This window comes from Planococcus sp. APC 3906 (assembly GCF_030407685.1).
In the GTDB taxonomy this organism is placed as follows: domain Bacteria; phylum Bacillota; class Bacilli; order Bacillales_A; family Planococcaceae; genus Planococcus; species Planococcus koreensis.
The window spans coordinates 31,250-57,686 of sequence record NZ_JASDCW010000010.1; the positions used below are offsets into that span (position 1 = coordinate 31,250).

Sequence of the window (26,437 nt, forward strand, 5' to 3'; positions counted from 1 at the left end):
ATAATTCTTAGAAGTGGATTTTTGATTTGTGCAGAAAATTATTGAATTCAATGTCATTTTAAATGCCTTTTCTTAATTCAACACGAGAAATGGTTTGGTTGGATTCGCGATATTTCAAAGAATAATTGATTAAAAAATTACGATCACATAGTTTTACTCCATTACTTTGAGCCAGTTCGACAGCTGCCGCTGTAAAAAAGTTATTTGTAACCACCCAGGTTTCATTTGCGCGATAATGCGATTTTGCTGATGCGATTTCTTGAACTGCCTTTATTCCAACCTTTGATTTATATCGTTTTGCTTGAACGGCAATTCTCTGTGTCTCTGTCTCGAGAATTAAATCTGCACCAAAATCTCCAGAGGCTGGCGTTAACTTAACTCTGTACCCTGCATTTATAAATAAATACCTTAAGTAATGTTCGAATTCTCGCCCAGACATAATATCAATTTCAAAAATATCAGAATTGAGAAGTATTTTTCTTCGTTCCTCTATCTTTTCTCTCTCGATTTTTTCAATATGTAAGTAAAGGTTGGCAATAATTATCGCAAATAGTATACAAAACCCTGTAAAAGACATTAAAGGGTGATTCTCGAAAATCGTCAAAAGTAGAAGGGTGGATAAAACTACTATAAGAACTTTTAAGAAGCGATATAAATTTAGTAAATTAAACATTGTGGCCTTCTATCCTAGCAGTGAGTTATGAATTTTGCTATGTGTTTCTCAATGAATTATTATACAAATTATAACAGAAATGTGGTTGCGAAAAGATTTATTATGTTATGAAATCTTTACCGGAACACTCTTAGTGGGCTGTTTAAGTTTTTTTACAGTAGGCAGAATTTTTAAGAGGGCTGCGAATTTTTTAGTAATGATATACACATATACGGAGGACCCTTATGAAAATTTTCAAAATCTATTGCGTGTTTAATATCAGTATGATTGTGGGCCATATCGTTTTTACTTAGTGACAGTTATGTGGATTGGAAGCGGCAATTTAGATGCGCCGAGAAGCGAAATCGTCGATATTTTAGTGTTTATGGCCTTACTTGACGCTTCTCCGAACATGATTTTTTTGGACGAAATTTTTCAAAAAAAGATGAAAGAACATGCCTTATGTGCTGCAGTGTTCACAGTAATCGTCTTTCTCCGTTACCTGATCGTGTTTTAGCCGTTTGTGATGGAGTATCCGGCATAAAGGCTGCTTGTTTCATTGAAAGAAACTATTCTGACTGATTCTGCAATTGAATACAGCAAAATCCACTCTGAGAACAAATCGTTCAATAGAGTGGATTTTTTTAATTCCTACGAGTAAACCATACATTCTATTGTAATCTGAATTTTCGATATATCGAGAGGTTTACGGTGCTATAATGAAGTTGCATATAGAAGACGATCATATTGCATTGCTCATTAGATAAAAAGGGAAGAGTTCGAATGACTGGGTAAAGGATTTTTGCAGGTATCGGTGCATTTGTTTTATTCCTCATCCTCCTGGGTGCTTGCAACCAGGCAGATGAGGAAACGGAAGGCAATGGTTAGGACGAAGAAAGTTATCGGGTAACGTATGAGAGCCATGTAGAAGAAATCATCGAAGAAAGCTGCATTAGCTGCCATGGCGACGATTCCCCTTCTTTAGCCGAGTTTAAAGAGGATCCGGAAAAGTATATCGCCGAGTCCAAGGGACCAAGACTTGATAACTACGATGATTTGGTCATCTTGGTCAATGGTGATGATGCGGGCGCATTGATGCGCAGACTCGATGATGGTTCAAGTACGGATGACGGAGAACCGGGAAATATGTATAAAAATCTGGGCAGTATAGAAGAGGAACGGCAGGAAAAGCTTGCTACCATCAAAGAATGGTTAGGGAGTTGGAGTTTGAAAAGTTCTGATGAACTGACAGATGAAGAGCGGGCGGAAATTACTGCGGTTAAGGAGTGATCTTAAACGGTCCTGTAAATTTGCTTAAAGATGGCCACGCGAACGAAATCCATTGATTTCGCCCGCGTGGCCATTAATCGTGCTGCTTTCTATGAACTAAAATCAAATATCGCACCAATTCGGCGACACTTCCCGGTGGACTTGTCCATCACTTTCCCATGTCATCACGTTAATGACCACGTATGACCCTTTCGCAAGGTTGGTGAATGTGATGGAACGAATCTTTTCCTCGGTTTCAACATCTCGCCATCCAGAATGCTTCCCGCGGCCAAAGCCATCCGGTAAAACATGGGCGTAAGCCGGCGGCATGTCAAACTCTTTCCATTCGTAATAGCGGACGCCATCCCACCGATAAAGAATGGGTTTCCATGTGACCATGTCATCATCTGAATCAGACTTCGACGCCACCTGTTTTGGCGGATAGGCTTTCACGATGTCCTGATTCAAATTGTCACTGTATTCACATGCAATCGCATTTACGGAATGGTCTGGGGTGTTATCCCCGGCGTCATGCGCTAAAACAGGCGTCACTGAAAAAGCGCTTATGACGATAAACGAAAGCAGCAGGAGAAAGAAGCTTCTGCTGATGCGCTTCATGGTTGTCACCTTCCTGGACATATTGTTTCCTCAACGGGGCAAACAGGCAGAATGTTTGTAAGGCGATTATGGATGTGCTGATTAAAGCAGTCCTCCTTCCTCGGGCATGGTGGCAATGGACGGAGGGGCAGAATTCACTGGATGCAGGGACAGATGCCTCGTTTGCCGCCGGAGGATTGTAATTGTGTTTGGTTTTTTAGATAATAAATCAGACAGCTCCGTGTTGTAACGCTATGTACGTGACTTTCCACATGCCTATTATACGCTTTTCTTAATAAAATATCAATTTATTATTTAAATATTCAGATAATTAATATTTATTTTTATTTATATAAAACCCGCTCCCCAGATGTGAATTCAAGGGAGCGGGTTTTCAGGTTTTATTCAACATGCTGATCGTCAGTAAGGGGTGTTCAGATAAGGGTCGCAGCTGGGTGCAGATCCGGAATTATAGCCCAGCAGAAACGCATCGGTCCGTTCTTTTGGTGTGCCGTGTGTCTTGTTAAGTTTCGATGAGTCTTCACCAATATCCGCCAGGGTGCGCATGACTTCCTGGATGTCGGTAGTTTCCAAAAGACCGCGGGCGTATACTGAATTCGCCCATACGCCGGTCAAGCAATCAGCGTTCAGCTCAGTGCTGCGGGAGGTCGTGATCGGTTTCTGGTCGCCGGTAACCGGCAGCCAGCCCAATTCGGTCTGCAAATTATGGGCATATTCGTGTGCCACGACAAACGCTACGGAGAAATCGCCGGCATCATATTCAACAGGCGGTTCATAATTGATTTTATACGTGCCGTTCCAGAGTTGCAAAGCCATTTCCTGTGTGATGACGATTTGATCATCCGCGCCGCAATAAAACGCTTGAAGTGGATCATTCGGTGCAGGCAGCGCGCAATCGGTAACAATCGGTTCATCAGCACCAGGGAACGAATAGGTAACGGCAGGTGCTGGATAACCGTCTCCTGTCATTAACGGAGACCAATAGGCATGGACGTCATTCAGTACATAGGCGAGGTAGTCGTCCATCGTGTAATCCACGGGCAGCTCCGTCTTGAAAGCGGGGCTGAACGCTGCCGGTTGTCCTTGGGCGTTTGCTGGCTGATTTGGGGCAGAACTCCATCCGGTGAGCAATAGCAAAAGTACAGTGGTTATAAAAACTCTGGTTAATCTTTTGGACATTTTTGAACATCTCCTAGCTTTTGATGGGAAATCAAAATCGTTACAAAAATAAATTCAGAATATTATAACAATTATTTATCATTTTATCATATAATTGATGAAGTGGTAATTAGTTTTTTTTCGAAATGGATAAAGGCTTACAATCACGGGATATCAAGTCTATAAAAAGGCAAGATGCACAAACGAAGCATTTGAATTTAGTCTAAGGATTATATTAATTTAAATATTGAATTTTTAGAATTTTAACTTCTATTTAACATTTGTTCTTTACGATGAAGATGCATTTCTATTTAGAAAAATTTCTTTGCTCAAAGAATCTAATGAAAAAGGGGAGTGAAACATGTCAATTTTAATAACCGGCGGAGCTGGCTTTATCGGCAGCCACGCAGCTGTAGAACTGCTGAATAAAGGGTATGACATTGTCATTGCGGATAATTTGGGCAATAGCCAAATGGAGTCGATTCTTCGCATCAAGGAATTGGGCGGCAAGGATTTTCCGTTTTACGACGTGGATTTATTGGCAGCTGAAAGTCTGGACGAAGTTTTTGCCGCACATTGGATTGAAGCGGTCATGCATTTTGCCGGTTTCAAAGCGGTCGGAGAGTCTGTGGAGAAGCCGCTGGATTATTACCACAACAACATAACGGGAACATTGAACTTGTGCAAGGTGATGGCGAAGCACGGCGTGAAAAAGCTTGTGTTCAGTTCCTCGGCTACCGTATACGGAAACCCGGAGAGCTTGCCGATAGAAGAAAGCTTCCCGCTATCTGCGACAAATCCATATGGGCGCACGAAGTTGATGATTGAAGAAATTCTCCAGGATCTAACCCTTTCGGACGATTCTTGGCGTATTGGCGTGCTGCGCTACTTTAATCCAATCGGAGCCCACGAGAGCGGCAGAATCGGCGAAAATCCAACAGGAATTCCAAATAACCTGATGCCGTATATCACTCAAGTCGCTGCAGGGAAACGAGAACAGCTGCAGGTCTTTGGAAACGATTATGACACCCATGATGGCACAGGCGTACGTGATTATATCCATGTCTCGGACCTCGTGAACGGGCACCTGAAAGCCCTCCGATACTTAGAAAGCAATCAAGGAATTGAAACGTTTAATTTGGGTACAGGTGTCGGCTATAGCGTCCTCGATTTGGTGGATGCTTTCAGCAAAGTCAATGACGTTGAAATTCCTTATCAAATCACTTCAAGACGCCCTGGGGACATCGCTGCCTGCTACGCAAATCCGCGAAAGGCGAAAGAGTTGCTTGAATGGCAGGCGGAAAAAAGCTTGGAAGACATGTGCCGGGATTCCTGGAGATGGCAAACGAAGAATCCAAATGGATTTAGCGAAACCTTGGCTAACCCTATTATGAACTTCCAAATCCCAGCGAAAGAAACAATACTGCAGGATGCAAATCTGGCACAGCAATTAAATGAACAAGAAACCCACTCCCCCGATCAAGTTTAAGGGAGTGGGTTTCTTTTTGTGATTTTGAGGCTATGTTAACTTTTATTTCTATTTACCCAGCTCTTTATTAGGATTAAAAGAGGACAGCAATAGTTTTTGTAAATCGATGAGTCCATGAAGGCCGCATTACATTCTTATTTGATGAAATTCACTGTGCTTTTTGAAGAAGACGCGTCCTGGTATAAAGATACGAAATTTTTGAATGCGGGTGCCTTAAATAACTTACCCAGGTACAGCTTTTGTGGCTTTAACGATTTTGGAAAGTATTTTGTCTGTCAAGGGGAGTATTTTAGTTCTGTGGGAAAGGAAACTAGGGCGATCGGAAAGTATTTTAGCGTTCAAGGGAAGTAAATGAAAATATTGGAGATAAAGCTTATAGAATCTTCTTTTAAAGAAGGTTGGAGTGTTTATTGACATAACCCTGTTGCGCTAAAATTTAAAACCTAGTTGACAAGTTGGTTTTAAGTGGTGTCTACTAGTAATAACCTTTTACGTTTTGCCAAGTTGCTGAATGGAAGGTGGGATGGGGGAATAATAGATGGATCAACAATTGCATCCTGTCATTCGAGGAGCAGAGTCGTTTTTATTGGAAGGCAATAGCATCGGAGTTTTGTTGTGCCACGGTTTTTTAGGCACTCCGCAGAGCATGAGTGAATTGGGTCACGCGATTGCTGTCCACGGCTATACGGTTTCTTGTCCTAGGCTTCCGGGGCATGGCACACATTTTAAGGACCTTGAACGCTTTTCCTCAAGCGATTGGTTTGCACGAATTGAAAAAGCATATATGGAGTTAAAAGAAAGCTGCTCGACCATTTTTGTCATAGGGCAATCGATGGGCGGCACCTTGACGTTGGATTTGGCGAGCCGCTATTGTGAAATCGCCGGCATACTGCTGCTGAATCCGGCTATAGATATTCCTTCCTTCGAAAATTACCGCGAGGAGTCTGCAAGCGGCTATGTTAATGAAGACAAGCCGGATATCAAGAAAGCGGATGCTATAGAGATTACGTATAGTGAAGCGCCCGTAAAGGCATATCACGAATTATTGCGTTATATGGATTCAGTCAAACCAAAGCTAGCCGATATCCATTGCCCGGTGATTGCCTTTCAATCGATGGAAGACCATGTTGTCCCGCCTGGCAATACCGATTATATTTTAAGCAAGGTCCAATCAGAAGCCAAGCAAAAATTCGAACTGCAGGATTCGTACCATATTGCTTCGATGGACAATGACTTGGAATTCATCATTGAAAAATCGATTGGATTTATGAGGGATACTGTTTTAGTGCAGGAGATGGTTCAGGTTGCACACGATAAATAGACAAGAAAAGAGCCGGTGCCAGGAATCGTTGAGATTCCTGGCACCGGCTTTTTGCGTTATAAAGTCATTTAGTTACTTACCCAAGAAACCATCTTCAAAAATCTTCAGCAGGTGATCAAGCGTAATCGGATCGCTGTAAGTGGATTCCAATGTGTTGATTTCGATGACTTGATCGTTTTTGACAGCGGGAATGTTTTTCCAGACATCGGTTTCCATGAAGGAATTATCGGCTTCGGGATTTTTGCTCAAAACGACGTAATCTCCTGAAAATTCAGGGAGGACTTCCGATGAGAATGTGTAGACGCCGGCTTCAAGAGCGAGTTCTTTCACTTTGTCGGGCATGTTCAAGCCCATTGCCTGGTAGAGGATTTCTGTGCCGCGGGCGTAATTGTCGCCAAAGACGTAGAATTCTTTGTTGCCGCTTTCGATGACGGAAACTGTAGCGTCGTCGCCGATTTTCGTGCGGATTGCTTCGCCGGCAGCGGCAGCGCGTTCTTTGAAGTCAGCTACCCATTCAGTCGCTTCAGTTTCTTTGTTGAGAAGTTTGCCGATTTCGACTTGCTGCGACAGGTAATCCAGTTTGCCCCAAGTGAAAGCGACGGTCGGAGCGATTTCGTTCAGCTTGTCCAAGTTCTTCGTTTGGGAACCGGCGATGATCAAATCGGGATCGAGCTCGATGATTTTCTCGAGATTGTCTTCCGACACGACTTCAACGCCTTCCAGCTGTTCCTGGAACAAAGGATTGGCATTGGTCCATTCGTCGATGCCGACGATGTTCGCGTCCAAAGCCAATGCATTTGGGCCATTGGTTAAAGCAATGACGCGCTGCGGATCTTTCGGCACTTCGACAGGTCCATTTTCTGATTCGTATGTGAAGGTTTCCGAATCTGTTTGCGCTGTGCTGCTTTCGGCTGCGGGCTTTTGGGTGCCGCAGGCGCCAAGAATCAGCACGGCCACTAATAGAAATGCTATGTATAGATTTTTCAAGATGATGTTCTCCTTTTCTCGGTAGGCTTTTATAGGTGAAGCGGTAATAAGGGGGGGACAGTAATTAATAATGATAATCATTTTCAATTACTGCCTTACTTAGCGTACGTCTATTGAGAATGGTTGTCAATAAGGAAGTGCGAAGAATTGAAACGAACTCATCCAAGCGGCCTGGAGGAAAATGAATGGAGAGAGAAATTCGGGTTTGATGCGGATTTCTAATCGATAGATCTTTCATTACAGTAGAAGGAGTGAAAGAATTTTTGGAAGTGATGCAGCTGTTTTTGGCACATCAGCTGAAATTTTCTTTTAGCAAACTATTATTTCAATGTCTTTTTTTGCAAAAAGAGTGAAGGCCAGAAAGAAGAAGATGCATGAATTTCGCATCTTCTTTTATTTTATCAAAATGGGTTTCATGGGGAGTAATAGTATACAAGAAAAACAATTAAGATTTCTGAATTAAAAGAATATTCTATAACCCTTTACATATTTTAGTCTATACTATAGGTTTATGGTATTGGAAAACGAAAGAATGATAATGATTTTTAGTGTGGAACAGGTGAAAAAGCTTAGATTTTAGAGAATTCAACCCTTTCACTTTATTGAATAGTCTGAATTTTTATGAGCTGGAGCTTGTTTTGAAATCTATCATTGTAAAAAACACCGGTAAAGGATTGGCATGCAGCAAATTTGTTGGAGAGAGTGGAAGGAGTGGTAAAAGTGGTAGAAACAAGTTCACAAACAATAACAGTTGAGAAGGCAATCAAATTCATGGGCACAGAAGTGGAAATGGATACAGAATTTTGGCAGCTCAAAAAGAAACGCATAATCAAATCCCGAAAAAGTCCTGATATGTGTGTCAACTGGTCACTGGATTTAACTGTCTCTTTTAAACTGCTCGATGATGGACAAGAGACTGTTAATGAAGCGGAAGTCTTTCTTCTTCCCGAAGAACTGCCGATTTTCACACGGACGCTGATCGAGCATCCTGTTTTGCTTCCCATCAGTTATGCGCAGCAGCTTTCAATGGAACGCGGAATGCATTGCATCCGTCTAACATCACAGGAACCTTTCGAAGATTTTGCTGGGCGCCTTTCCGAAGCGCTTCACGCACTCGGGTAAAAAGAAAGGAGCGGGAAAGCACACAATCATGGGTGTTTAGAGGAGAGAAGCGAATATGGAACAGATGAAGCATTTGCCTCAACAATCAATTGGCTATTTTTTTCTCAGATCCAAAGATGTGCATCTTGAAAATGGAGCGGCTTTCATCACGTTCTTCGCCCGCCTGACAAAAGAAACCTCCTTTGGAAAAGAGGGGGTGGAACAAACCCGGATTCAACCTGTATGGGTGAACATAGACGAGGTGTTGATGGACCACGCATCTGAAAAGGCGAAAGCCATGCCCAATTGCATGCAGCGATACGAACTTACACCCAATGTCTTCTACAGCTTATGCCGTTTATCGAAAACTTGTCCTGGAGAGCTTTTCTACATCACGCCCTATCACCTGAAATCCACAAACAGGAAATTCATTCAGTAGCAAGCGGAATCCATTATTTAATAATATTTTGTTAATAAAATCAGAATCTGAACTAATTGCGCCTTTATTCCGCACGGAAACAGAAAAGAATGTCTGTATGAAAAAAGTGTTGTAAGAAACAATTCTGAGGAGGATGAATCGAATGACTGCTATTATTAAAGAAGAAACTAGAATGGATCACCTATCTAAAACGTATTTGCAAATGTATGAGGAATTTATTGTCGGCTACAAGCAATACAAGAAGGAAAAATCCAGGCCTTATACGAAATCAGTGAAAGCTGAACGTTTAGTGGACTGAAACTTGCTGCAGACTGAAATTCAATATGAAGTAATAGCCGCTGCCAGGAATCCGCGTGATTTCTGGCAGCGGTTTTTGCAGTTTCATTGGGTGATGGAAGAGGCGATGCGGGCGAAGGCGAAACTGTTCCGCCTCCATTTTTTATTCAAACTTTTATGCCGGCGGATTGCTTATCGTCCTATAATAGAGAAAGAACGAATCGAAACTATTTGATACTCCAAGGGGGCTTAACGTGAATATTATCCTGATAGGTGACAGTGGGCATGCCAAAGTGATTGCTGATAATGTGGTTTCTGCCGGGAACCGCGTGGTGGCGAGGCTGGATGATAAGCACACCGAAGTTTTCAAGGCGAATGGCTGCTGGTTCGGCCCCGTCTCCGAAGTCTACAAGCTAATGGAAAAAGAGCAGGCGAAAGTCATTATAGCGATTGGCGCAAACTCGGTCAGAAGAAAAATCGTCGAACGTTTGGCGTTAAATGCGGATCAATATGCGACCGCTATACACAGCAACGCCGTAATAAGCTCGAGTGCCGCGATTGGTTATGGCACCGTCGTAATGCCCGGAGCGGTCGTCAATGCAGAGGCAACGGTTGGAAATCACGCGATTTTGAACTCGCGTTCCGTGGTGGAGCATGATTGCATTGTCGGAGATTATGTCCATATCGCTTCAGGCGCAGCGGCAGCGGGATTAGCGAAGCTTGGCGAAGGTGCGCTGGTAGAGACGGGCGCAAGTATTTCTCCTATGAAAGAAATCGGCCAGTGGAGTGTTGTCCGCGCAGGTTCTGCGGTAGTGGAGGATGTCGAGGCGTTTTCGACGGTGATGGGGGTTCCGGCATTGGAGATTAAAGCCGGGGTGGAGAAATAAGAATCCCGACGTCCGAACGGATTTAGTCTATTGGCAAATCAGAATATAGAAACATAGCCATTGCAGGAATCCTTAAGATTCTTGGCAGTGGCTTTTGCATGGGTATTGGAAAAGCGCATCCATCAAAATAATAGCCATCCCAAAACCATTTCAACCCCAAACCTAGTATTTCCACACACCTTTCCGTAGAATTGACGGATAAGGAAAGAGCGGCGACGCTTTTCGATCATAGTTATGGATGTGAATGCACTTGATTCTTACTGAAATATTAAATGTAGTATTGCCGGTCTTTCTGTTGCTCGCTGTCGGTTTTATCGTCGGCAAAACGATGGCGATCAATTCGAAGTCGGTGTCGGATCTGTCGATTTACGTCTTCAGTCCCGCTTTGTTCTTTTACTCGGTATCGACTTCCGAGATGGGCATGAATGATTTTGGCCGCATTGTGGTTTTTTCGTTTACGTTGTTCCTGCTGTTTGCTGCCTATATATGGCTGGCGGGCAAGCTTCTTAAATGGGATCAAACGTATCAAAATACGCTGATGCTGGCGAGCGGATTTCCGAACGCAGGGAATTACGGGCTGCCAATCATCTTGTTTGCGTTCGGCGAGGCTGGCGTGGCGATCGGCATCATCTACCTGGTTATGCAATCCTTTTTAATGAACTCGGCAGGCGTGTTCTATGCATCGAATCACCGACACGCGCCGAAAAAAGATATATTCCTGACGGTCGTGCGGATGCCGGGCTTTATCGCGATCCTGCTTGCGCTGCTGTTGAAAATCAACGGTATTCCGGTGCCGGCGGCGATTGAAAGTGCGACGGGGCTGCTTGGACAGGCATCAATTCCGGTGATGCTGACGCTGCTCGGCATTACCCTCGCATCAATCCAGCTGAAAAATGTTTTCGCGTTCATCGGCACGGCGGTGCTGTTCAAACTGATCGCGTTTCCAGCGCTGGCATTTTTGCTGCTGCAGCTCTTGTATCCGGGCAATGCGCTGGAAGCGAAGGTTCTGCTAGTGGCGGCTGCGACACCAACCGCCGCAACAACCACGCTGCTCGCCATCAAATTCAATATGAATCCGGATCTGGTGTCGAGCGCGATGTTCGTCAGCACAGTCGCAAGCATTGTGACGATCCCGATCTTGCTGCTGGTGCTGTAGCTTCCGGAAGCCAAAAGAAAGCCCATTCCACTTGTGGAATGGGCTTTCTTTTTATAATGACTAACGGACATTCATTTCGTTCGGGTGTGCACCCTTGCGGCGGTTTTTGTTCAATGCATGGATTTTGTCCATGTCGTCCGCTGACAATTCGAAATCAAAGAGGTCGAAGTTTTCTGCAATGCGTGACGGCGTGACGGATTTCGGAATCGCGATCGTGCCGTTCTGTAAATGCCAGCGCAAGACGACTTGTGCCGGCGTTTTGCTGTGGGCTTCGGCAATCGCTATCACCGTTGGGTCCTGCAGCACTTCGCCGCCTTGGTCAAGCGGGCTCCACGCTTCTACAAAAATATCGTGCTGTGCGCAAAATTCCTTGAGTTCAGTCTGCGCCAAGTACGGATGGCATTCGACCTGGTTCAAGACAGGCGGCACGTCGCATTCTTCAAGCAAGCGCTCAAGATGCTCGATTTCAAAATTGCAGACGCCGATCGCTTTGACTTTGCCGTCTTTATAAAGCTTTTCAAGCGCTTTATACGTATCGACGTATTGGCCGAAATCCGGAGTCGGCCAGTGGATCAAGTACAAGTCAACGTAGTCGAGCCCTAAACGCTCCAGGCTGTCCTCGAACGCGCGCAATGTGCTGTCGTAGCCTTGGTCGCTGTTCCACACTTTGGTTGTGATGAACAATTCTTCGCGCGGCACGGAAGATTCCTTCAATGCCTGCCCGACGCCTGCTTCATTCTTATAAATCATTGCGGTATCGATTGAACGGTACCCGACTTTTATTGCTTCTGTAACTGCATCCGCTGCTTCGTTGTCCGGCACTTGCCAAACCCCGTAGCCAAGCTGCGGCATTTTTAATCCATTATTCAACATTACAAATTCCATTCAGCATATCCCCTTTTCCAAATAAGTTTACCTAATGCATTAGATACCCTTCAATACGGCCCATTAACCCTTCGATTTACGAATTAATTACAAAAGGACTTCTTTTCCCGATTTAACGCTAATTTAACCTACGTTCCTTAGTATGAAGTTAACGGACAAACAGGTCACGCAAAGTGATTCAGAAGCGGAAAACTCTTTATTTCATTAATGAAAAGGGGTTATGGCAATGGATGATTTGCAATTTGCACAACGGTACGGGCAGCTGGTAGAAACGGCCGGGGACGGGGAATGCGCGGTTTTTGAACTTCATCATGAGCTGGGATCGGTGCGCAGCATGTTCCTCAAGCGCGAGATTCCGATTGCTGGCGATGGAAAAATGTATTTTGAAGCGGTGACGCCTTGCGTTTTTGGTGGCCCCGTAATTTTGGTATGCCATGAAGGCCGACGCTGGGAACTGGCTGCGGCTTTTGAGCGCGCGTTCCGCAAATATTGCCTCGAGCAAAACATCATCAGCGAACGGGTGCATTTCGAACCTGTGCTCGGCAATGCGGCTGATTTTGCGGGCTGCTACGAAAGGGAATTCATCGGCGAAATTGCGGCAATCGACCTCCGCGCCAAAAACCCGGTGTGCGACGAATTTAGCGCGCGCGGCAAAAAGGTGTTGTTCAAAGCGCTTGAGTCCGGTGTCGATTACCGTGTGGCCACTAATCCTGCAAATGCCAGCCACTTTGCTGCCTTGTATGCTTCGATTGCAGCTCTTCAGAACCTGCAGCAGAGCAAAGTGGACAGGCACCAGCTTGCCAAATACATTGAAAAACTAGGGCCGGATCTGATCATAGCAGAAGCCATATACCGGGAACGCACCATCGCTGTTTCAGTGAGCAGGTTAAGCTGCGGCGTGCTTCAGCCGGAATTCAGTGCGGCGCTGCCTGGTTTCGCCCATTTAGCGCCGGAACTTGTCTTGCAGTACGGGCTGACGTGCTGGGGAAAACAGTACGGTGCGTCTTTTGTTCTCCTAGGCAACCGTGAACAATTCCCCTTCGAGGAGCTATTCAGCCGCAACATCCGATTCGAGTTGTGGGAGGGGCGGAAAATCTGGAACGAAGAAGCCTATGCAAAGCTAGGCAGGGTGGTGGAACGAGGGGCTGCCATTTTTGAAATGGCGGCAATGCCCCATGGATTTCCTACTTGATTAGTAGAAAAACAGACCTATAAATGGAAATGAGCCAAAATTATAAAAAATTAATTACAAATACTCAGGATTTTCACCAGACATGGTATGATTTGAGTAGAGGCTATTTAACGCTGCGGAGTAAGCCACAGCCATTGCCGTCTATACGGATTTAACTTGAAGCGGAGGGTTTATTATTTACACATTAGGTTTTGTCATCAGCCATAAAAACAACGAAAAGCGCCGGGCGATTTTGCCGAAGGATATGTCGGGCATTAAGTTCCCGGAACGCCTGTATTTTGAACAAGGCTACGGAGAAGCGCTTGGCATTTCAGACGAAGAATACGCTGCACACGGCGTCCATATCGTATCGCGCGAACGCGCTTTGGAATGCGAAGCGATCGTCGATGTGAAGCTCGGCGATGCCGATTACTTCGACCAAATCACTGAAGGCAAATTATTGATCGGCTGGGCGCACGCTGTTCAGGACATCCGGTTCACTGACGCAGTGCTTGCAGGCAATCACACGGTCATCGCGTGGGAAGAAATGTTCGAAGGCGGACGCTATATCTTCTATCGCAACCGCGAAGTGGCGGGTGAAGCAGCTGTTCTTCAAGCGTATCAATATGCAGGCAGAATGCCTTATGAAACGAGAGTAGCGATCCTCGGAAACGGCCACACATCGAAAGGTGCCATGCGCATCCTTCATGGTCTTGGCGCGGAAGTCGACGTTTTTGGCCGCAGACACGAATCGTTATTCCGCGAAAAAATGACGGAATACGACGTTCTTGTAAACTGCGTGATGTGGGACACGAAACGCACAGATCGCATCATCTACAAAGAAGATTTGAAACGCCTGAAAAAAGGCGCGATGATCATCGATGTCAGCTGCGATCCTGAACTGGAAATCGAAACGTCACGCCCGTCGACAATCGATGACCCGGTCTATACGGTCGACGGCATCATCCATTACACAGTCGACAACACACCGGCGATGTTCCCGCACACCATCACAAAAGTGTTGAGCGAAGGCTTTTGGAGCATGCTCGATGACTTGACGGAAGGCAATTGGTCCGACATGGTCAAAGAAGCAGTCGTCATCGAAAACGGCCGCATCATCGACCACCACATCACCGAGTTCCGCGAAGCGCGCGGCTTGTTGGTGAAATAAAGAAAAGCAGACTCCCGCACCGGAAATTGGTGCGGGAGTTTTTTTGTGTTGGGCCGAATTCAAATCAGTCTATTGCCTGCAGAGACGGCTTTAAGATTGTAAGTTTTCTGAAAAATGGCTAATCTTATTTTAAGAAGACCTATCGAGGGAGGAATTCCATGGCATTCAGACAGAAACACCGTAAACTTTTTGGCAATCAGCCCAGTCCAAGTGAGTTGGATACACGGAGTGATGTCAGCGCAGTCGACGCGATTTATAATGTGAAGTCATTTGGTGCCGAAGGAGACGGGGAAGCGGATGACTGGAGGGCACTTCAAGACGCGGTGGATTTTATCTATGACAACCCAGGCGGCGGTGCGCTTTTTTTTCCGCCAGGTTTGTACCGGATCAGCCAGCCTCTTGAAGTGCCGGAAAGGGATGCGGAACACACCGTTTCCTGGATCGGACAAAGCCCGAAAACGACAGTGATTGCGCCTACCAAACCGATGCCTTATGTGGTTCGCATGCGGGGAGGCGATGGACGGATCGAAGGCATCAAATTCCGGGGGACGGATCCGATGAACGGCTACGTGCAGAATGCCAAAGTCTGCATGCTCGCTTCGGATATCCGGAACAAGGCGTTTTCGAATGCGGCGTTTGTCTGGGGAGCAGTCCATGGGCTTCAGATCACAGGGGAAGGCAATAACAATCTCTGCGTATTCGACCGGCTGTGCCAGTTTTCGCAGAACGGAACGGTTATAAAGAGTGACGATGCTAAAGGCGAGGCCGATACGGTGGAGTTTGCGGATTTCAATCCGCAAACGAGCGATGTCCATGTCGGTGCTTATTTGAAATTCGGCAATGGCAAAGGGTCGGTCTACCATATCGATGCAGTTGGTTCGAGAAGTATTACGATTTCCCCTGATTTGGAAATTCCGCTCGAGCAAGGAACGGAATATGCAATCCACATCGGCTGCGGCCTCCAAACCGACCGCGGCAGCGACAATAACGTCTACGGCATTTACGATTGCCATTTCGTCGGCAATGCCGGTGCGGGGCTTATGGTGCGTGGACTGTACGGCCATCATATCCAAGGCGGCAATTTCGATTCGAATGGCATTGCCGGCATTCATATCGGTTCCGGCATGATCAATACGACGCCCGCCTATTCCAATACACTCAACCATTGTTATTTCGAATCAAACGGCTACGCGAATGTGATTCTCGACTACCCATCCGGGTTAACCATTCTGGAGCCGCTGCTTGCGGAACCGGTCGACGGGACAGCGGGTGAGATCGATTCAATTACTTCTTTGCGCGGGCATTACTTCGATTATGACACCACCAGCATCACTTATAATGGCCGGCATTACGGCTATGCGGCAGAAACGGATTGCGGCAAACCGTATTCAATGGAAGGAACGTCGCAGGCGGCGATCAACCGGCCAGCCGGCGCAAGGAGCCCCGCTGTCATCCAGCTGCCGCCTGCACCGCAGCACCCATTCAAGGAAAAGCTCGAGATTTTTGTCGAAGACAGCGGCGGACAGCCGGTGCAATTGGTGTGTGAATATGCAGATGTCAATAAACAGCCGGGAAACGGAGGAGCATTTATGCCTGCTGGCATCGGGTACGTGATTACCGCATATTATAGTAAAAAGAGTTCTTCGTGGATGGTGTCCCACACGATACCGATCGCATAAAGGGGAAAATGGGAAAGCCCGTTCCAGATTTGCTGGAACGGGCTCAGGTAGTAGACAAATAAATATTCATGTTATTTAAAGAATAAAAAGTCATTACATCTTAGGTATACCGGATTCTGCGCTCCATGCGGACGCTTTCCGCGGACGAAGCGCTGAGTCTCCTCGTCGCAAGCTCCTGCGGGGTCTCATCACTCCGTTCTTCCGCAGGAGTCGCCGCATTGCGCTCCGAATCCTTGAGAGATTGCTTACGAAAAGTGGATTAGTTGGTTACTCTCTTTAATTAGAGCTACATGCTAACAGCCGGTCTGGCCACGAAGACTCCTGTGGGACAGCGAAGGCTGAAGACCCCGCAGGAACGTCAGTGACGAGGAGGCTGAAGCTGAGCCCTCGGAAAGCGAAGTGGCCAGACCGGTTGGGGTATACACAGTTATTCATTTTGAGTAGACTTTGTCTACAGTCTGAGCCCGTTCCAGATTTGCTGGAACGGGCTTTTTTAGCATGCCTCAAAGTTAGCGGTTCCGGGCAGGAATGTTGTATCCCGGCATGATGCTGCGGTCGACGTATTTGTGGAAAAACCATTCGCCGCCGGCAAGGATCATCGCGGACAACAGTCCGGGTACCAGCAATTCCTCGCTTGTGCTGCCGAGAATTCGGCCAACTAGCCAAATTAGCAGGAACGCAACAGTGAAGTCGATGAACGTCGCGATGGAATTGCGTGTTTTCTGGTCGGCTGGATTGCCGGCATGCAGAAAGATAAATAAGTCGCCCATCACGTAGGACAGTGCCGTCAGTGCGAGGCTGATGAGCAGGGTGTCAACGACCGGTACGTCGAAAATCCATGCCAGCACAATCAGCAGCACCGCCGTAATCATGACGAATTTGACAATAAAGCCTAGCAGCAATTTCATGTTCATAAAGTGGCCTCCTTCGAAAATAGATTGTTAATGGGAATTTACCCGTTCTGCAGGAAACTAAGCGGAATCAGCGCATCTACTGGCAAGCGCATTGTTCATGTTTTTATTATCATAGCAATAGTTATTATCAAAAAGAAAGAATTTTCAGTCAAAAAATGCTTTTTTCTCACCAGTTTGCCGTACACTAAAGGAAAAGGAATGGTGGGAGGTGGAGGCCATGGAAATGGCGGCTGCGCTTATCGGCGGCATCGGTTTGTTCGTGCTTGGCATGGGGATGATGACGGGGGCGTTAAAAGAGCTGGTGGGTGAGTTCATCAAAACGTGGATGAACCGCATCGCCGGCGGGACCGGCCGCGCCATTTTTTCCGGTGCGCTCATCACCGCCATCATCCAGTCATCGACAGCGGTGACGCTGTTGACAATCGGCTTTGTCAGCGCGGGCTTGCTGCCATTCCGCCAGTCGATCGGTGTCATCATGGGCGCGAACATCGGCAGCACGAGCACGGGATGGCTGGTGTCGCTCATCGGTTTCAAGGTGGACTTGTTGTCATGGGCGCTGCCGATTGTCGGCATCGGCGTCTTGGCGCAGACCGTCCTTAAAAAGCGGCAGGCAGCCCACGGTACAGCTATTGCGGGATTCGGGCTGCTGTTTCTTGGCGTCGGGGTATTGCAGACGGGTATGGCGGATTTACAGGCAGCAGTGTCATTTGAAGGCATGACGAACATTTTTTTGCTGATTGTTGTCGGCACATTGATGACGGTCATCATGCAGTCATCATCGGTCGCAGTGGCGACGACGCTGACTGCATTGTTTTCAGGCGTCATCGGCTTTGAACAAGCGGTCTATCTGGTCATCGGCCAGAATATCGGCACGACTTTGACGGCGGTATTAGCGGCAATCGGAGCGGGGACGGCAGCGAAACGGGCAGGGCTGACGCACGTGCTCTTCAATCTGGGAACGGCCGTACTCGCCGTGCTGCTTTCACCGTTATTGATCTGGGTGACGCGAGCGCTGAGTACAGCGCTTTTTGGCACATTTGACGCGGCAGTTGGCATCGCGATTTTCCATACGCTGTTCAATGTCCTGGGGGTATTGTTTTTTGCAGCGGTGCTGCCATGGTTCGTCCGGCTGCTTGAATGGCTGGTGCCGGAAAAAGGCGATCCTTTGCTTTATCATTTGGAAGCACAAGTAGCGGAGATTCCGGAAGTCGCACTTGAAGCAGCGCAGCGCACGATTCAGCTGATTCTCTCGAAACTCTTCGGGCTCGCGCGCGCTATGCTTGCCGGGACTGATGCCGACGCGAGTCAGATTGCCCATCTCCATAATGCGGCGATGCAGGTGAGGACGTTTTTGGCGAAAATCGAAACGATGTCGCCTGACGTCTTCAACCGCCACGTGCAAATCCTGCATGCGCTCGACCACATCGACCGCTTGCTGCAAGTGCTAAGTGAGCCTGGCGCAAAAGGGGCAGACCAGCTGCATCCCGGGCTAGCCGAACGTTGGCTGCCGTTGATGGAAAACGCCCAGCAGCACATACTCGATGAAGGCGCTATGCCCGAACTGATCGCAGAACTTGGTGAGGCATCAGCGGCGATGGCCGAACACCGCAAAGTCCGGCGCGATGAATATTTCGTACGCGCAGCGAAATCCGGTAAAGAGCTGGACCTGGTGCTGAAAAAAGTCGAAGCGCTTCTGTGGTATGACGGTGTGTTGTATCATTTCTGGCGTGCGGCGGCGAGGCTGGGGGAATGAATTTTTTCGTGCTTCGGGATTTATTCTCCCAGCAGGCAAGCCGAAAATCGAGATTTAAAAAAGCATTTGCGTTACGATGGGTGGAGAGGCTATTTTTAGGAAAGGGTGTATATAAATGAATTACAATTTCGATGAATTTGTTAACAGAAGAGGTACATATTCTTTAAAATGGGACGGCGCGGAGATCATCAAGCAGTTTGGCATCACGGATCGCTACGATGAAGACACGATTCCGTTGTTCACGGCGGACATGGATTTGCCAGTGCCGCAGCCGCTGATCGACGCGCTGCATAAAACGGTCGACCACCGGATTTTCGGCTATTCGGTGTTCCCGGACGAATATTACCAGGCAATCCAGCACTGGTTCAGCAAGCGCCACGATTGGGAAATCGAGAAAGAACAGATCGTTTTCAGCCCGGGAACGGTCCATGCACTGAATGTTGCGGTGAAATCTTTCACCAATCCCGGAGACGGCGTCATCATCCAGCGCCCTGTTTATCCGCCATTTACTTCGGCCGTTGAAGGCAACGACCGCAAAGTGGTCAATAATGCGCTGATTGCCGATGACACTAATTATTACACAGTGGATTTTGACGATCTGGAAGAAAAAGCGAAGCAGGAAGACACGACGATGTTTATTCTCTGCAACCCGCACAATCCGACCGGACGCGTGTTCACCGAAGATGAGCTTGTGAAGATGGCGGACATCTGCCGCCGCCATAACGTTGTCATTGTCGCGGATGAAATCCACGGCGACTTAGTGCGCAAAGGACAGACATTCCTGCCGATGGCGAAAGTTGTCGAAGACAGCAGCCACATCATCACGTTGACTGCCATCAATAAAACGTTCAATGTCGCAGGCTTGCATTGTACAAATGCAGTCATTACCGACGAAGAGCTGCGCGGAAAATTCAGCACGGAAATGGGCTTCCAGCTGTCATCGCCGTTCGCGATTGCCGCGTTGATTTCCGTTTACAACGACGGCGACGAATGGCTCGAGCAGCTGCAAGATTATATCGACGGAACAATGCAGTTCACGCAGGAGTTTTTGGCAGAGCATATGCCGAAAGTGAAAACCTATATCCCGGAAGGCACGTACATTATGTGGCTCGATTTCAGCGGCTACGGCATTTCGGCTGAGGAAATCCACGACCGCATCTACAACAAAGCGAACGTCATCCTTGAAGACGGCACGATGTTCGGTGAAGAAGGCGAGCTGTACCAGCGCATCTGCACACCGTCCCCGCGCCCGCTGATCAAAGAAGCGTTGGAGCGCATTGCGAAGGAATTTGAAGACTTGAAGTGACAGATAGATCCAGCCGTATTGTACGCTATAAAAACCGCTGCCAGAAATCGGATGATTTCTGGCAGCGGTTTTTTGCATATCTATCGACCAGTACAAAAAAAGAAATTAGATGGCGAATGAAGTAGAACAATGATATTATCTGAATTAACAGATTATATAGAATTCATTTAGAAGGGAGTTGGACATTATTAATAAAGTGACAATTTTCTCGATCAAAATCGATAATGTCGGTTTAAAAGAGGCGTGCGAGAAAGTCATTGGGTTGAGCAAACAAAAAGAAAGCTATAGCTATGTAGTAACTCCGAATGTTGATCACGTTATGAAGGTGCAGACGGATTTGGAATTTAAGGAAATTTACAACCAAGCTTCTCTCGTATTGGCAGACGGGCAACCGTTGATTTGGGCTTCCCGCTTCCTGAAGCAGCCGCTCAAAGAGAAAGTGTCCGGTTCCGATCTTTTCCCGTTGGTATGCAAGATGGCGGCCAGGGAAAATCTGAAAGTCTTTTTCTTAGGTGGGCAAGAAGGGGTGGCCGAGGAAGCGGCAAGGCGGCTGCAAATGAAATTTCCTGGCCTTGCTGTATCGGGTGTTTACTCACCGCCTTTCGGTTTTGAGAAAGACCGAATGGAAAACGACAAAATTGTCAGCTTGATCCGTGAGGGGAAGCCGGATATTTTATTTGTGGGGTTAGGGGCGCCGAAGCAGGAAAAGTGGATAAGCCGAAACTTGAAGGCGGCACAAGTACCCGTGGCGCTGGGTATAGGGGCGTCGTTTGACTTCGAAGCCGGAACGATTCAGCGCGCGCCGGTGTGGATGCAGAAATCGGGCATGGAATGGTTCTGGCGATTTTCACGAGAGCCGAAAAGGCTGTTCAAGCGGTATTTCATTGACGACTCTAAATTCTTTTTGCTGCTATTTAAGGAAAAGTACATTAAAAAAGCGGCAGCATAAACCCGCTAGCTAAAACGGATTTCCTGTATATGAAGGGCGTACGTTTATTTGACAGATTCTTAATTATAATATCTGAATTTTCTAATTAAACCGATAATTTTATTGAATTTATTATTTATTATCTGTAAAATATGCTTACCACAATATTCAAGATTTTTTACATAATAATTTTAGATGGGGGTTTTAAAATGAGGCTAGTTCTATTATCGGGTGGCTCAGGCAAACGCTTGTGGCCGCTTTCCAATGACTCCAGGTCCAAACAATTCCTTAAAATGCTGGATGATAATGAAGGCAATAAAGTTTCGATGGTCCAACGGGTCTGGACGCAGCTAGAAGAAACCGGTTTGGCCGGAAAATCCATCATCGCGACAAGTACTTCCCAAGTGGATATGCTGAAAGCCCAATTAGGTCCAGAGATTGAAGTAGTGACTGAACCGGAGAGAAGGGACACTTTCCCGGCTATTGCGCTTGCTGCCAGCTACCTGTATTCGGTTCGAAATTGCGGACTGGACGAAGTCGTCGGTATATTACCGGTGGATCCATATGTGGATAACGAATTTTTTGAACGGGTCAAAGATTTGGAAATCGCTTTAGTTGAGTCGGATGCAGACTTGGCGCTTCTTGCCGCTGCACCGACATTTCCTTCCGAGAAATATGGATACATCGTTCCGAATCCTGCGAATGTTAATGGGCGATTGACTGTGAATTATTTTAAAGAAAAGCCCACGCCAAGCCAGGCGGTGGAATTGATTAATGAAAATGCGCTTTGGAATTGTGGGGTGTTTGCTTTTAGACTGAGCTTTCTTATTGCCGCATTGAAAGAGCGTAATCTGCCGACAAACTATGAGGCGCTTTTGAAAGATTATAGCTTATTACCAAAAACCAGCTTTGACTATGAAGTGGTAGAAAAAACACCGAACATTATTGCGCTTCCATACAATGGGTATTGGAAAGATCTAGGTACATGGAATACGCTGACAGACAAAATGACTGGGAGCATTACCGGTAAAGGCCTGATTGGCGAGGGAGTTGAAAATTCTCACATCATCAACGAGTTGGATATACCGATTACATTGCTTGGTTTGGATAATATTGTAGTGGCCGCAAGCCCCGACGGCATTTTAGTGACACATAAAGATGCTAGCTCGAAAGTGAAAGAGTATGTCGACCGATGGGAAGGGCGTCCAATGTTCGAAGAGCGGCGTTGGGGGTGGTATCGGGTTCTGGAATACACGAAATACCCGGAAGGCAACGAAGTGCTAACCAAAAGGCTAGGCGTATCTGCGTGTAAGAATCTTAGCTATCAAGTGCATTACAAACGTAGCGAAGTCTGGACCATCGTCAAAGGAGAAGGGATTTTTGTCTTTGATGATCAACTGCGGCATGTCCGCAATGGAGACGTGCTGCACATTCCTCTCGGCACCAAGCATGCAATCCGGGCGACAACTGATATGGAAATCATTGAAGTGCAGACTGGTAGTGAATTGATAGAAGAAGATATTTTCCGTATCTGTTATAGCTGGGAGGAAACGGAAGAAATCTGCAAAGTACGGCATACGAGAAATTTAGGGTAGCCCTTTTCGCTGGAAAGCGAACGGGGTTTTAATCGAAAGCGATACAGAATCCAGAGAATCGGATTCTGTATCGCTTTTTTTGAAGTGATTTATCTTATTTGTCTAAAAAATTTAGAAAAATGAGAAAATTAATTAAATAAGACTATTTATTCAGAAAATTAAATGTTAAAATTAAAAAAAGTTTTCGTACAGTGTATAAAGGCACAGTGAGGATAATTATTAATAATAATTTGATAAAAATTAATAAATTTATTTCATGGTGTAAAAAATGAACAAGAATCGTTCCGTAATGTAAGAAATTGCAGGTAGATGCGCATATAACTAGAAACGAGGGATTTGAATGAGAGAAGGAAAGAGTTTGGCAGAGATATTGATGCTTTTGAAAAAATATGCCGGTGTAATTTTGGCGCTTACTTTGCTATCTATTGGGATTTCAGCTTTGGCTTCTTATTATTTTGTGGATCCAGTTTACCAGGCCTCTACTCAAATCTTAGTTAACCAAAATCAAGCAGGAGAAATACAAGTGAATAATTATGATAACGAAACCGATTTGCGGCTGATTAATACGTATAGTGTCATCATCAAAAGCCCTGTGATACTCGATCAAGTGATTGATCAGCTGGAGCTTGATACCTCCCTAACCGAGCTGAATGAAAATATAACTGTCAATACAGCGGAAGAATCTCAAGTAGCCAGTATTACGATTAGGGATAATGATGCTGAAAATGCTGTCTTGATAGCAAATTTGATAGCGCAAATTTTCAAGGAAGAAATCAAAGAAATAATGAATGTCGATAATGTGAGAATTTTATCTCCGGCAGTATCATCACAGAACCCGGTTCCCATTGAACCACAGCCCATCTTGAATATGCTTCTAGCTGGTTTCTTCGGGCTATGCTGTGGAATCGGCTTCGCATTTTTAATGTCTTACCTGGATACTAGTATAAAAAATGACGAAGATATTGAAGAAGCCTTGGCAATTCCGATCCTTGGATATATTTCAATATTTCCAGAAGAAGGCAAGGGCAAAAAAGTAGCCGCGACAATTCTTGAACGGAAGGAGATTTGAATGATGGTCAAACAAATAAACAAAACGGAATACTCTGCGAGAAGGCTAATCACGGCGAATATTCCAAATTCCTACATAGCGGAACAATTCCGGACATTAAGGACCAACATCAACTTCGCTTCACCTGACCATAAAATTCGAACACTTGTCATAACCTCCGCTTCGCCTTTTGAAGGCAAGTCGACGGCAGCCGCAAATTTAGCGATTGTATTTGCCCAAGAAGGAAAAAAAGTCCTGCTGATTGATGCGGATATGCGAAAACCGACCATGCACTACACATTTAATAAGGAAAACAATAGGGGGCTTTCCAGTGTTCTGACTCGACAGGCGTCCATACAGGATGTGGTCATGCCTTCAGGCATTGAAAGACTTCACCTATTGACTAGCGGACCAATTCCTCCCAATCCCGCCGAATTGCTGGCTTCCTTATCCCTGCAAAGCATAATTAAGAAGCTGGAAGACCAATACGACCTGGTCATTTTTGACTCTCCGCCCATATTATCCGTAACGGATGGGCAAATTTTAGCGAATAAATGTGATGGTGTCGTGCTCGTCATCAATTCTGGCAAAACGCAAAAAAAGAAGGCCCAAAAGGCGAAAGAAGCTATTGTAGCTTCTAATGGAAAGTTACTGGGGGCAGTTCTTAACAATTTCCAGCTGCCTAAAAATGACTTGAATCAATATTATTACCACCACTAAAAGGACTGGTACACAGCCATTAAAATCAATGCATGAAAACTAATAAACGAAAGCGGTGATGTAATTGGCGGTTTCTAGTGAAAAAAAACAAGGACATGCTTTAGAAGTTCCTCCGATTTCAATTGAATCAGCGGCATCCCAAGAAGCGAAATATTATTTCTTTTTCAAACGGATGATTGATGTCACTTTTTCGTTAATGGGAATGTTACTGTTGCTGCCGCTATTTCTGGTCATTTATATCTTGATCAAGGCAGAGGATATGCATGGTTCTGTATTGTTCAAGCAGCAGCGTGTGGGAAAAAATGGGGAACTCTTTTATATGTATAAATTCCGCTCGATGGTATCAAATGCGGAAGCCTTAAAAGAAGCCCTGCTTCAACAAAACGAAGCAACCGGCCCCGTTTTTAAGATTAAATACGATCCGCGTGTCACTAAAGTCGGCAGAGTGATCAGAAGAATGAGCATTGACGAATTGCCTCAACTGATTAATGTACTGAGGGGAGAAATGAGCCTTGTCGGACCAAGACCGGCACTCCCTGATGAAGTAGAGCAATATACCGAATATGAAAAACAGCGTATTCAAGTAACACCCGGACTTACGTGTTATTGGCAAGTGAGTGGCAGAAGCAACATACGTTTCGATGAATGGATCGCTCTGGATTTGAAATACATTGAACAAAAAAGCTTATGGGTGGATTTTAAATTGATCTTTAAGACGGTGTTCGTCTTATTCGGATCGAAAGATGCCTATTGAATTGCAAAACTCTATTTCGTAAAAAAAGGAGTGTCATTCCATGGACGGCAGGGTCAATGTCTTAATGGTCGGTTCTAATACGCAAGTAAAAGGTGGAATGACCACGGTAGTCCAGTCTTTCCTGGATCACCGATTTTCTCCTAAGGTCAACTTGAAGTATATTGCCACGCATTCCGAAAAAGGAAAAGTTTATAATTCATACTTTTTCGCAAAAAGCTTGGTGCGCATTGTCTATCATCTAATGCTCAAAAAACCAGATATCATGCATTTACATATGTCTGATAAAGGTAGTTTTGTTCGGAAATATATCGTATTCAAAGCATCAAAGATTTTCAGGAAGAAAGTAATCCTGCACATGCATGGAGGCAACTTCAATGAATTTTATGAAAAATCCCCTTTTCAGTTGCAGTTGTGCATGAAAGAAATGCTAAGAAAATCAGATAAAGTCATTGCATTAGGAAGCAATTGGAAAACAATATTAATGGAAATCGAACCGGATTCCAACGTGGATATTTTGATGAACTCAGTGGCGATGCCGGACTTCAAATCCGCCAAAAAAGCAGGCAGCCCATTCACAATCCTTTTTCTAGCAGTAATGAATGAAGGGAAGGGCATATTAGATTTGATAAAAGCTTCTGTCCCGGTCATTTCCAGAGCGGTTGATCAAGGCAAGCGCCTGGTTTTTGAAATTGCCGGAGACGGTCCACAACTGGAGGATGCCAAGAAACTCACAATGGAATATGGAATTGAACGTTTTTTTCAATTCCATGGATGGATCGGGGAAGAAAAAAAACGCGTACTTCTCCAAAAAACGGATCTCTTTGTCCTACCTTCCTATTTTGAAGGGTTGCCAATGTCGATACTTGAAGCCATCAGTTACGGAATACCTGTTCTATCGACAGATGTAGGGAGCATTGATGAAGCTGTAAAAGATGGCAAGAACGGCTATCTCATCACTCCAGGAGATCTACCAATGCTAGAAAGTCGGTTAGAGCAATTGATCTATCATCCTTCCTATTCTCACATGCGCCAAACTTCCCGCAATCTGGCTATCGAAAAGTTTGACGAAAAAAGATACTTTGAACAAATTGAAGATTTATACCTCGGGAATTTTCAAGCAAACGATTTGCAGTCGGATTGGGAAAGTCCATAAAAGATTG

General features: G+C 45.7%; 25 protein-coding genes and 1 pseudogene. 19 read left to right on the forward strand and 7 right to left on the reverse strand.

All coding sequences use genetic code 11. The features are described 5' to 3' along the window. Positions 1 to 58: 58 nt before the first annotated feature. Both QMA09_RS07730 and QMA09_RS07735 read right to left on the reverse strand, forming a co-directional pair. On the reverse strand, positions 59 to 673 hold the full coding sequence (locus QMA09_RS07730; RefSeq protein WP_290212669.1) for a restriction endonuclease: 615 nt from the start codon (positions 671 to 673) through the stop codon (positions 59 to 61). Positions 674 to 1,477: 804 nt separating this feature from the next. Further along, positions 1,478 to 1,615: a hypothetical protein gene (locus QMA09_RS07735; RefSeq protein ID WP_290212670.1), complete on the reverse strand. Its 138-nt coding sequence runs from the start codon at positions 1,613 to 1,615 to the stop codon at positions 1,478 to 1,480. On the opposite strand from QMA09_RS07735, the gene QMA09_RS07740 reads away from it, so the two are divergent. Continuing rightward, a complete protein-coding gene (locus QMA09_RS07740; protein WP_483313550.1) occupies positions 1,604 to 1,942 on the forward strand; it encodes a hypothetical protein in 339 nt (112 codons plus the stop codon). The two genes, QMA09_RS07735 and QMA09_RS07740, sit on opposite strands and share 12 nt — an antisense overlap. Before the next feature lie 102 nt (positions 1,943 to 2,044). Here QMA09_RS07740 and QMA09_RS07745 read toward each other — a convergent pair whose 3' ends face one another. Both QMA09_RS07745 and QMA09_RS07750 read right to left on the reverse strand, forming a co-directional pair. After that, positions 2,045 to 2,539: a hypothetical protein gene (locus tag QMA09_RS07745; RefSeq protein WP_290212672.1), complete on the reverse strand. Its 495-nt coding sequence runs from the start codon at positions 2,537 to 2,539 to the stop codon at positions 2,045 to 2,047. Positions 2,540 to 2,938: 399 nt separating this feature from the next. Beyond that, complete coding sequence (locus QMA09_RS07750) at positions 2,939 to 3,718, reverse strand: neutral zinc metallopeptidase (RefSeq protein WP_290212673.1); 780 nt, start codon at positions 3,716 to 3,718, stop codon at positions 2,939 to 2,941. Between the two features lie 340 nt (positions 3,719 to 4,058). Between QMA09_RS07750 and galE the strand changes: the two are divergent. Further along, positions 4,059 to 5,069: pseudogene (gene galE, locus QMA09_RS07755) on the forward strand (UDP-glucose 4-epimerase GalE); the annotation flags it as partial. A gap of 655 nt (positions 5,070 to 5,724) precedes the next feature. After that, positions 5,725 to 6,507, forward strand: a complete 783-nt coding sequence (locus QMA09_RS07760; RefSeq protein WP_290212674.1) for an alpha/beta hydrolase — start codon at positions 5,725 to 5,727, stop codon at positions 6,505 to 6,507. Between the two features lie 72 nt (positions 6,508 to 6,579). Here the strand turns inward: QMA09_RS07760 and QMA09_RS07765 are convergent, their stop codons facing one another. Continuing rightward, the gene (locus QMA09_RS07765; protein WP_290212675.1) at positions 6,580 to 7,494 is read right to left on the reverse strand and encodes an iron-hydroxamate ABC transporter substrate-binding protein; all 915 of its coding nucleotides are present in this window, start codon (positions 7,492 to 7,494) and stop codon (positions 6,580 to 6,582) included. Between the two features lie 771 nt (positions 7,495 to 8,265). Here QMA09_RS07765 and QMA09_RS07770 point away from each other — a divergent pair. The 5 genes from QMA09_RS07770 to QMA09_RS07790 all read left to right on the forward strand — a co-directional run bounded on the left by QMA09_RS07770 (position 8,266) and on the right by QMA09_RS07790 (position 11,353). After that, positions 8,266 to 8,616 carry a hypothetical protein gene (locus QMA09_RS07770; protein ID WP_290212676.1) on the forward strand — a complete coding sequence of 117 codons (351 nt, stop codon included), beginning with the start codon at positions 8,266 to 8,268 and terminating at the stop codon, positions 8,614 to 8,616. Positions 8,617 to 8,671: 55 nt separating this feature from the next. Beyond that, on the forward strand, positions 8,672 to 9,034 hold the full coding sequence (locus QMA09_RS07775; RefSeq protein ID WP_290212677.1) for a hypothetical protein: 363 nt from the start codon (positions 8,672 to 8,674) through the stop codon (positions 9,032 to 9,034). A 142-nt stretch (positions 9,035 to 9,176) separates the two neighbouring features. Beyond that, the gene (locus QMA09_RS07780; RefSeq protein WP_290212678.1) at positions 9,177 to 9,332 is read left to right on the forward strand and encodes a hypothetical protein; all 156 of its coding nucleotides are present in this window, start codon (positions 9,177 to 9,179) and stop codon (positions 9,330 to 9,332) included. A 232-nt stretch (positions 9,333 to 9,564) separates the two neighbouring features. After that, positions 9,565 to 10,197, forward strand: coding sequence for a NeuD/PglB/VioB family sugar acetyltransferase (locus QMA09_RS07785; RefSeq protein WP_290212679.1), 633 nt, complete (start codon positions 9,565 to 9,567; stop codon positions 10,195 to 10,197). A 250-nt stretch (positions 10,198 to 10,447) separates the two neighbouring features. Next, entirely contained in the window at positions 10,448 to 11,353 is a 906-nt protein-coding gene (locus QMA09_RS07790; RefSeq protein WP_290212680.1) for an AEC family transporter, read from the forward strand. Between the two features lie 60 nt (positions 11,354 to 11,413). Here QMA09_RS07790 and QMA09_RS07795 read toward each other — a convergent pair whose 3' ends face one another. Continuing rightward, positions 11,414 to 12,238 carry an aldo/keto reductase gene (locus QMA09_RS07795; RefSeq protein ID WP_290212681.1) on the reverse strand — a complete coding sequence of 275 codons (825 nt, stop codon included), beginning with the start codon at positions 12,236 to 12,238 and terminating at the stop codon, positions 11,414 to 11,416. A 226-nt stretch (positions 12,239 to 12,464) separates the two neighbouring features. On the opposite strand from QMA09_RS07795, the gene QMA09_RS07800 reads away from it, so the two are divergent. The 3 genes from QMA09_RS07800 to QMA09_RS07810 all read left to right on the forward strand — a co-directional run bounded on the left by QMA09_RS07800 (position 12,465) and on the right by QMA09_RS07810 (position 16,259). Beyond that, a complete protein-coding gene (locus tag QMA09_RS07800; RefSeq protein WP_290212682.1) occupies positions 12,465 to 13,430 on the forward strand; it encodes a hypothetical protein in 966 nt (321 codons plus the stop codon). Between the two features lie 196 nt (positions 13,431 to 13,626). Beyond that, the gene (locus QMA09_RS07805) at positions 13,627 to 14,580 is read left to right on the forward strand and encodes a N(5)-(carboxyethyl)ornithine synthase (protein ID WP_290212732.1); all 954 of its coding nucleotides are present in this window, start codon (positions 13,627 to 13,629) and stop codon (positions 14,578 to 14,580) included. A gap of 158 nt (positions 14,581 to 14,738) precedes the next feature. Next, on the forward strand, positions 14,739 to 16,259 hold the full coding sequence (locus QMA09_RS07810) for a right-handed parallel beta-helix repeat-containing protein (protein ID WP_290212683.1): 1,521 nt from the start codon (positions 14,739 to 14,741) through the stop codon (positions 16,257 to 16,259). A 509-nt stretch (positions 16,260 to 16,768) separates the two neighbouring features. Here QMA09_RS07810 and QMA09_RS07815 read toward each other — a convergent pair. Continuing rightward, complete coding sequence (locus QMA09_RS07815; RefSeq protein WP_290212684.1) at positions 16,769 to 17,173, reverse strand: DUF2512 family protein; 405 nt, start codon at positions 17,171 to 17,173, stop codon at positions 16,769 to 16,771. A 217-nt stretch (positions 17,174 to 17,390) separates the two neighbouring features. Here QMA09_RS07815 and QMA09_RS07820 point away from each other — a divergent pair, with 217 nt between their 5' ends. From QMA09_RS07820 to QMA09_RS07855, 8 genes are all read left to right on the forward strand, one after another. Then, a complete protein-coding gene (locus QMA09_RS07820; RefSeq protein WP_290212685.1) occupies positions 17,391 to 18,926 on the forward strand; it encodes a Na/Pi cotransporter family protein in 1,536 nt (511 codons plus the stop codon). Between the two features lie 115 nt (positions 18,927 to 19,041). Further along, complete coding sequence (locus tag QMA09_RS07825; RefSeq protein ID WP_290212686.1) at positions 19,042 to 20,232, forward strand: MalY/PatB family protein; 1,191 nt, start codon at positions 19,042 to 19,044, stop codon at positions 20,230 to 20,232. A 178-nt stretch (positions 20,233 to 20,410) separates the two neighbouring features. Then, a complete protein-coding gene (locus QMA09_RS07830; RefSeq protein ID WP_290212687.1) occupies positions 20,411 to 21,181 on the forward strand; it encodes a WecB/TagA/CpsF family glycosyltransferase in 771 nt (256 codons plus the stop codon). A 188-nt stretch (positions 21,182 to 21,369) separates the two neighbouring features. After that, entirely contained in the window at positions 21,370 to 22,755 is a 1,386-nt protein-coding gene (locus tag QMA09_RS07835) for a sugar phosphate nucleotidyltransferase (protein ID WP_290212688.1), read from the forward strand. A 340-nt stretch (positions 22,756 to 23,095) separates the two neighbouring features. Further along, on the forward strand, positions 23,096 to 23,824 hold the full coding sequence (locus QMA09_RS07840) for a YveK family protein (protein WP_290212689.1): 729 nt from the start codon (positions 23,096 to 23,098) through the stop codon (positions 23,822 to 23,824). A 3-nt stretch (positions 23,825 to 23,827) separates the two neighbouring features. Further along, the gene (locus tag QMA09_RS07845; RefSeq protein WP_290212733.1) at positions 23,828 to 24,523 is read left to right on the forward strand and encodes a CpsD/CapB family tyrosine-protein kinase; all 696 of its coding nucleotides are present in this window, start codon (positions 23,828 to 23,830) and stop codon (positions 24,521 to 24,523) included. A 64-nt stretch (positions 24,524 to 24,587) separates the two neighbouring features. Then, entirely contained in the window at positions 24,588 to 25,277 is a 690-nt protein-coding gene (locus QMA09_RS07850; RefSeq protein ID WP_290212690.1) for a sugar transferase, read from the forward strand. A 40-nt stretch (positions 25,278 to 25,317) separates the two neighbouring features. Further along, the gene (locus tag QMA09_RS07855) at positions 25,318 to 26,430 is read left to right on the forward strand and encodes a glycosyltransferase family 4 protein (protein WP_290212691.1); all 1,113 of its coding nucleotides are present in this window, start codon (positions 25,318 to 25,320) and stop codon (positions 26,428 to 26,430) included. Positions 26,431 to 26,437: the final 7 nt, after the last annotated feature.

Excerpts from the sequence above, each read along its gene's own strand:
- QMA09_RS07730 (WP_290212669.1), bottom strand. The coding sequence starts at position 673 with ATGTTTAATTTACTAAATTTATATCGCTTCTTAAAAGTTCTTATAGTA.
- QMA09_RS07735 (WP_290212670.1), bottom strand. The coding sequence starts at position 1,615 with ATGGCAGCTAATGCAGCTTTCTTCGATGATTTCTTCTACATGGCTCTC.
- QMA09_RS07745 (WP_290212672.1), bottom strand. The coding sequence starts at position 2,539 with ATGAAGCGCATCAGCAGAAGCTTCTTTCTCCTGCTGCTTTCGTTTATC.
- QMA09_RS07750 (WP_290212673.1), bottom strand. The coding sequence starts at position 3,718 with ATGTCCAAAAGATTAACCAGAGTTTTTATAACCACTGTACTTTTGCTA.
- QMA09_RS07760 (WP_290212674.1), top strand. The coding sequence starts at position 5,725 with ATGGATCAACAATTGCATCCTGTCATTCGAGGAGCAGAGTCGTTTTTA.
- QMA09_RS07770 (WP_290212676.1), top strand. The coding sequence starts at position 8,266 with ATGGGCACAGAAGTGGAAATGGATACAGAATTTTGGCAGCTCAAAAAG.
- QMA09_RS07775 (WP_290212677.1), top strand. The coding sequence starts at position 8,672 with ATGGAACAGATGAAGCATTTGCCTCAACAATCAATTGGCTATTTTTTT.
- QMA09_RS07780 (WP_290212678.1), top strand. The coding sequence starts at position 9,177 with ATGACTGCTATTATTAAAGAAGAAACTAGAATGGATCACCTATCTAAA.
- QMA09_RS07795 (WP_290212681.1), bottom strand. The coding sequence starts at position 12,238 with ATGGAATTTGTAATGTTGAATAATGGATTAAAAATGCCGCAGCTTGGC.
- QMA09_RS07800 (WP_290212682.1), top strand. The coding sequence starts at position 12,465 with ATGGATGATTTGCAATTTGCACAACGGTACGGGCAGCTGGTAGAAACG.
- QMA09_RS07810 (WP_290212683.1), top strand. The coding sequence starts at position 14,739 with ATGGCATTCAGACAGAAACACCGTAAACTTTTTGGCAATCAGCCCAGT.
- QMA09_RS07815 (WP_290212684.1), bottom strand. The coding sequence starts at position 17,173 with ATGAACATGAAATTGCTGCTAGGCTTTATTGTCAAATTCGTCATGATT.
- QMA09_RS07820 (WP_290212685.1), top strand. The coding sequence starts at position 17,391 with ATGGAAATGGCGGCTGCGCTTATCGGCGGCATCGGTTTGTTCGTGCTT.
- QMA09_RS07825 (WP_290212686.1), top strand. The coding sequence starts at position 19,042 with ATGAATTACAATTTCGATGAATTTGTTAACAGAAGAGGTACATATTCT.
- QMA09_RS07835 (WP_290212688.1), top strand. The coding sequence starts at position 21,370 with ATGAGGCTAGTTCTATTATCGGGTGGCTCAGGCAAACGCTTGTGGCCG.
- QMA09_RS07840 (WP_290212689.1), top strand. The coding sequence starts at position 23,096 with ATGAGAGAAGGAAAGAGTTTGGCAGAGATATTGATGCTTTTGAAAAAA.
- QMA09_RS07845 (WP_290212733.1), top strand. The coding sequence starts at position 23,828 with ATGGTCAAACAAATAAACAAAACGGAATACTCTGCGAGAAGGCTAATC.
- QMA09_RS07855 (WP_290212691.1), top strand. The coding sequence starts at position 25,318 with ATGGACGGCAGGGTCAATGTCTTAATGGTCGGTTCTAATACGCAAGTA.